At 53.4% G+C, this 4,447-nt stretch carries 4 protein-coding genes; 1 reads left to right on the top strand and 3 read right to left on the bottom strand.

The features are described 5' to 3' along the window. Window positions 1-308: 308 nt before the first annotated feature. The gene (locus LCM15_RS22655; RefSeq protein WP_224860082.1) at window positions 309-641 is read right to left on the bottom strand and encodes a hypothetical protein; all 333 of its coding nucleotides are present in this window, start codon (window positions 639-641) and stop codon (window positions 309-311) included. 256 nt (window positions 642-897) lie between these two features. Here LCM15_RS22655 and LCM15_RS22875 point away from each other — a divergent pair, with 256 nt between their 5' ends. Beyond that, on the top strand, window positions 898-3,573 hold the full coding sequence (locus LCM15_RS22875) for a calcium-binding protein (protein ID WP_318246080.1): 2,676 nt from the start codon (window positions 898-900) through the stop codon (window positions 3,571-3,573). A gap of 24 nt (window positions 3,574-3,597) precedes the next feature. Here the strand turns inward: LCM15_RS22875 and LCM15_RS22640 are convergent, their stop codons facing one another. Together LCM15_RS22640 and LCM15_RS22635 are read right to left on the bottom strand one after the other, a co-directional pair. Continuing rightward, on the bottom strand, window positions 3,598-3,795 hold the full coding sequence (locus LCM15_RS22640) for a hypothetical protein (RefSeq protein WP_224860081.1): 198 nt from the start codon (window positions 3,793-3,795) through the stop codon (window positions 3,598-3,600). Between the two features lie 47 nt (window positions 3,796-3,842). Then, window positions 3,843-4,232: a hypothetical protein gene (locus LCM15_RS22635; RefSeq protein ID WP_224860080.1), complete on the bottom strand. Its 390-nt coding sequence runs from the start codon at window positions 4,230-4,232 to the stop codon at window positions 3,843-3,845. Between the last annotated feature and the right edge of the window lie 215 nt (window positions 4,233-4,447).

Raw genomic sequence — 4,447 nt, 5'->3', positions numbered from 1 at the left:
TCACCAGCTTTACCGCCTCAATCTTAAACTCGCGGCTGAACTTCCGTCTCTTCATTTCCACTCTCCAGTTCCTTGGTCACGATCTTATCTTCGTGTCCACGAAACCGGCAGCAGGCCACCGAAGGTCTTCCTCTCGGCAATCGCTCTCGCCGCCACGGTCATCTACTGGCTATGATTCTTGACTCTAAACTTCGAAACCGTCTGAAGAAAAATTAGAAAAAAATCCCGCGTAGGTCAGTATAAATTCTATGGGTCGCGCGATAGACATCCGCCTCTCTCGCGTTTTCAGAGTTTTCTATGAATGAAATTCAAATAAGATTTAATTCGAAGAAAAGAATGCTCCCATTGCCGCCCCGAGCCAGAGGTCCATCACCCACCACCTCCTCTATAAAACACACTTGATCAAGAAAGCGCTCTACCCAAAGCCGCTCGCACTCCAAGTCAATTTTCAGATATTTCACGGTTAAGTACTCAACAAGGTCAAAAAAGCTGTAGCAGTTGCAGCTACCGATGCCATACTCATCGGCGGGAAGCGAAGATCTTAAAATGTGCGCATTCACATCATGGTAAAGCTCCGGCAACGACACATAAGAAATGCTATGAACATCGTCGAGTTTGAAAGGAAAGCTTCTGGGCCACATGAAAACCTCCATCGCGAACCTTATGTTGGTACACTACTTCAGTTAATAATATATAAAGGTGAGGATACTCCTGGTGTGGCACTGCTACCACCGCGAATTGCAAGCTCCGCCAAACCCTGTCAGGGTATAATTGTTCGAAATCATATCAAAACCCCTTAATGATTGATTAGATAAATTCTGAAGTGATGTCGCGTGCATTTAGGAGGCGTGCACCGACTTCTACTAAGCTCCGAGCGCGGGAAATATGGAGTTTGGAATGCCAAAGATCAGTTTGAAGTACGTATCATCAGCTGCTAGCGGACAGACCGTGAAATCGGATCAATTTGGCGCGAACGCACTTCATAATATTAACCTCTCCAGCAGTCGTGTCGACTACAGTCCTTCAGCGGGATTCCAGGAAGCAATTCAGGTTCATAAGATAGCTAACTTGAGGTATCCTGGGGGGCATGTCGAGAACACGCTGGATGTCACAAGAATGCCTGGCGGGCGCTTGCGGCCGGAAGTTTCCGCGTTCCTTGATTGGTGCGTGGAGAACTCGACCGAAGATCGTACCTATCAGGTGACCTTCGTTCTTCCGACAAAGGTTGATATCTCCGAACGCAAAATAGAGGCGTTCGTGCACCGGCTGCTTACCAAATACCCGAATTTAATTGCCGCATTCGAAATAGGAAACGAGTATTCGATTGGCAAAAAGGTCGATTACGCGGATCGATCGGTACACCCCGAATACATCGAGGGTACCGACTTCATTCCCGCCATGAACGAGACGGAATACAGTATCGCCGCGAACAGCGTGATCAATGCTACGCAGAACGCTCTTGATCGGCTAGCAGGGGCGGCCGGGACAGCGGTGTCGGACCCGAAGATCTTGCTGCAGATGGCGGAGACCAACGGTGCTGCCAGTAGCTACAAGGGCGGTGACGACGCCGGGAACTTTGATGCCGCAAACGAGGCTATTCTGTCTTCGTTAACACCGCGAGCTCTTGCCGCGGTGGATGGGGCTGTTGCTCACTATTACTATAACGTCACGAGGGAAGACGGACTGCGATTTGCAGATGCTGCGGACTGGCGAGAGGTCCGCAGGATCGACCAGCGGTTCCAGAATTTCCAAGAGCACTTACGCCGAGACGTCGAGCTGTTCATCACCGAGTGGAACGTGGTAGCGCACAACGATACCCAGCATGGTGCTGCCAGCGCTTCGGTCCTGCTGGAGATGTTCGAGTTTATGGTGCGGATGGGTGTCGATGACGCTCATGTCTGGCCACTTCAACACCGTACACCCAATAACATCATGGGCACTCGCAACGCCGAGGACCTCGAGTACACCATGAGCGGCGCGGCCTTCTCAATGTTGGCGGAGAGCCTTCGGCCACGAGAGAGCGAAACCGGCCGTGTGGACGAGTTCCAGAGCGTTCTTTCTGACTGGTTGGGTGGAGATGGCAGCGTCGAGATCAATCATTTCAGCAGCCGCTACCGGGATGTTCTCTTCGTATCCCTGAGGTCCGAAAGGCCGTCGAGTGTTGATCTCAACCTCGGAAGTCTCGTCACCAGTAGCTCCGTTGTGACCATTGACCGCCTGACAGTCGATCCGAGAAGTTCTGACGGCCTGAGCGACTTTGCAAGTTCGGATGGAGGGGGACGCGTCGGGCGAAGAACCATAACCTCAGACGAATTGGCACAGCTCGAGACACTTGCGTTCTTTGACACGGAGAACCCCAACCATGTGCACTACTCCGGTGATAAGATACTAACCTATCTACCGCCCTTCGAAACGATCATTCCGTTAGTCGCCCGCCCCACGGACATAAATCATTACTATTTCACCAGCGAGATCGACGTTGATCCGCTCATCCAACGCATCAAAACCGCAGACGGGGACGCGAATCTGTCGTTGAATCTCATGCCGTTCGACGTCGTTCGCATCGTGATGGATAAGCCCGCAGAGCAGAGCGGGACAGGTGGCACTGATGAGCTTGTCGGCGGCGTAGGACGAGACGTCTTGTTGGGGCGCGCCGGTGACGATTCGTTGGTCGGCGGCGAGGATAACGATACGATGAAGGGTGGTTGGGGCAATGACACCATGCACGGCGGCGATGGTGATGACGTGCTAACCGATGGTCCCGGCAATGACATCCTGTACGGGGAAGCAGGCGCTGATACGCTTCTATCTACAGATGGGGCAGGCGCCCTGTTTGGTGGGAACGGCGATGACTGGCTTAATCTGTCGACCACAGAGACCTTCTCGGAGGGCTATAGCGCCCTCCATGTCCATAGTGGGCAGGAAGGTCTTGCGACATGGAGCGTTTCGGTCGAAGGGTTTAATCGATACAGTGCGGTGACCGACGGGGGGGATGGGTTCGACTGCGTCCGCCTGGGCAGCGGCAACGACGCCTATTTTCTCGATGACGCTTTAAGTGACTTCAATGCTGTTTTAGGTTCCACCAACGTATCCCGAATCAATAAAATCGAGCGTATTCTAGCAGGCGCTGGCGACGACATTCTCGATATGACATCGGCCCGCTTTTCCAATCGGGATTCCGGACTCGAGCTTCACGGTCAGGACGGCAACGACACCTTATGGGGAACGAGCGAAGACGACATCCTGTTCGGCGGGAATGGTAACGATGTTCTGGAAGGCGGCGGTGGCAGTGACATCCTAACGGGAGGAAGCGGCGCGGACGAATTTCACCACTTGGGTATAGATGCCTCGTTTCAGGAGATTACCGACTTCAATACTGGCGAGGGCGACAGGATCGTTCTCCACCTCGCTGCTGGAGCTTCCGCCAACGCGCTTTCAATTCAAGCGGATGGTGATTTTCTCACGATAAAGAGCCTGGATGGGAATGCGCTATTAGTAGTTGACGTAGGGGATACGGCAGCGGATCTCGCGGAGGGGCCTTTGGATGGTCTCGGTTGGTTGGACGTTGTTTAATCCGAACACGCTCGCTGCTTCAACTCAAGCGGACTTACCGGATTTAGCCTCCAGCAAATCGGGCGGCGGTTCGAGGTGTTGAAGCCTCCGGCAAATCCGGGGCAGTTCAATCCCATGATCGTAAGCAAGCCGCTCCACCATGTTTGCGATTTCCGGGTTCTTCGGGCCGTACATCGGCCGATCGTGCAACTCATGCTGCTCCGGATTTGTCGGCTTGACCATGCTGCCCTCGTGGATGGTAGGTTCCTTCGATAGTTGGAACGAAGTGGTTACTTCTCCCACATTCCCCGCTTCCGCAGGATGTTCCGCGCTTTTTCCCACGAAACACCTGCCGCCAGAGCGCATCGGTTTGCGGATCGTGTCTTTAAATACGTCTCAACGATCAGCGCTTCATCGCAGTGACGGTTGGCATTTCGCGGTTGGACTTCACGCCCCGTGCTCTTGATCCACCTCGAAATCGTATCGCATCCAGAACCATGCTGCTCATGCAGTTCGCGAAGAGAGCTACCCGCCTCCCACTGTTTCGCGATTTCGTCTTTGATATCTATTCCAGCGTAGGCCAATGCTTTGACCGCTGCTCGGCGATCTATATCCAATGCACGCGCGACGAGCTCCAACGATTCAAATTCAGCGTAAAGGCTTCTGATCTTTTCGGGCACCGGTAGCGGTTCTGGATTCAAACGAAGCCGCACTCTTCTTAAACTGTTGGAGGGCTCTGGTTCTGTATTCTCCGGGGCCAAGGGCTGGGTATCTGTGTGAATAGCCCCGCGTTTCTTAGACGCCTTCGTATCTCAGTTTTTGCTGCCGCTCGAAGTCGACCGGCGACAGCATTCCGTTCCGGGCGTGTTTGCGCTTCGGGTTGTAGAACATCTCG

Source organism: Salipiger bermudensis (assembly GCF_020171625.1).
Lineage (GTDB): Bacteria > Pseudomonadota > Alphaproteobacteria > Rhodobacterales > Rhodobacteraceae > Salipiger > Salipiger bermudensis_B.
The sequence above is the reverse complement of the archived record's forward strand: the minus strand, read 5'-3'. Positions and strand labels throughout refer to the sequence as shown.

Coding starts and splice junctions, on each gene's coding strand:
- LCM15_RS22655 (WP_224860082.1), bottom strand. CDS start 641: ATGTGGCCCAGAAGCTTTCCTTTCAAACTCGACGATGTTCATAGCATT.
- LCM15_RS22875 (WP_318246080.1), top strand. CDS start 898: ATGCCAAAGATCAGTTTGAAGTACGTATCATCAGCTGCTAGCGGACAG.
- LCM15_RS22640 (WP_224860081.1), bottom strand. CDS start 3,795: ATGGTCAAGCCGACAAATCCGGAGCAGCATGAGTTGCACGATCGGCCG.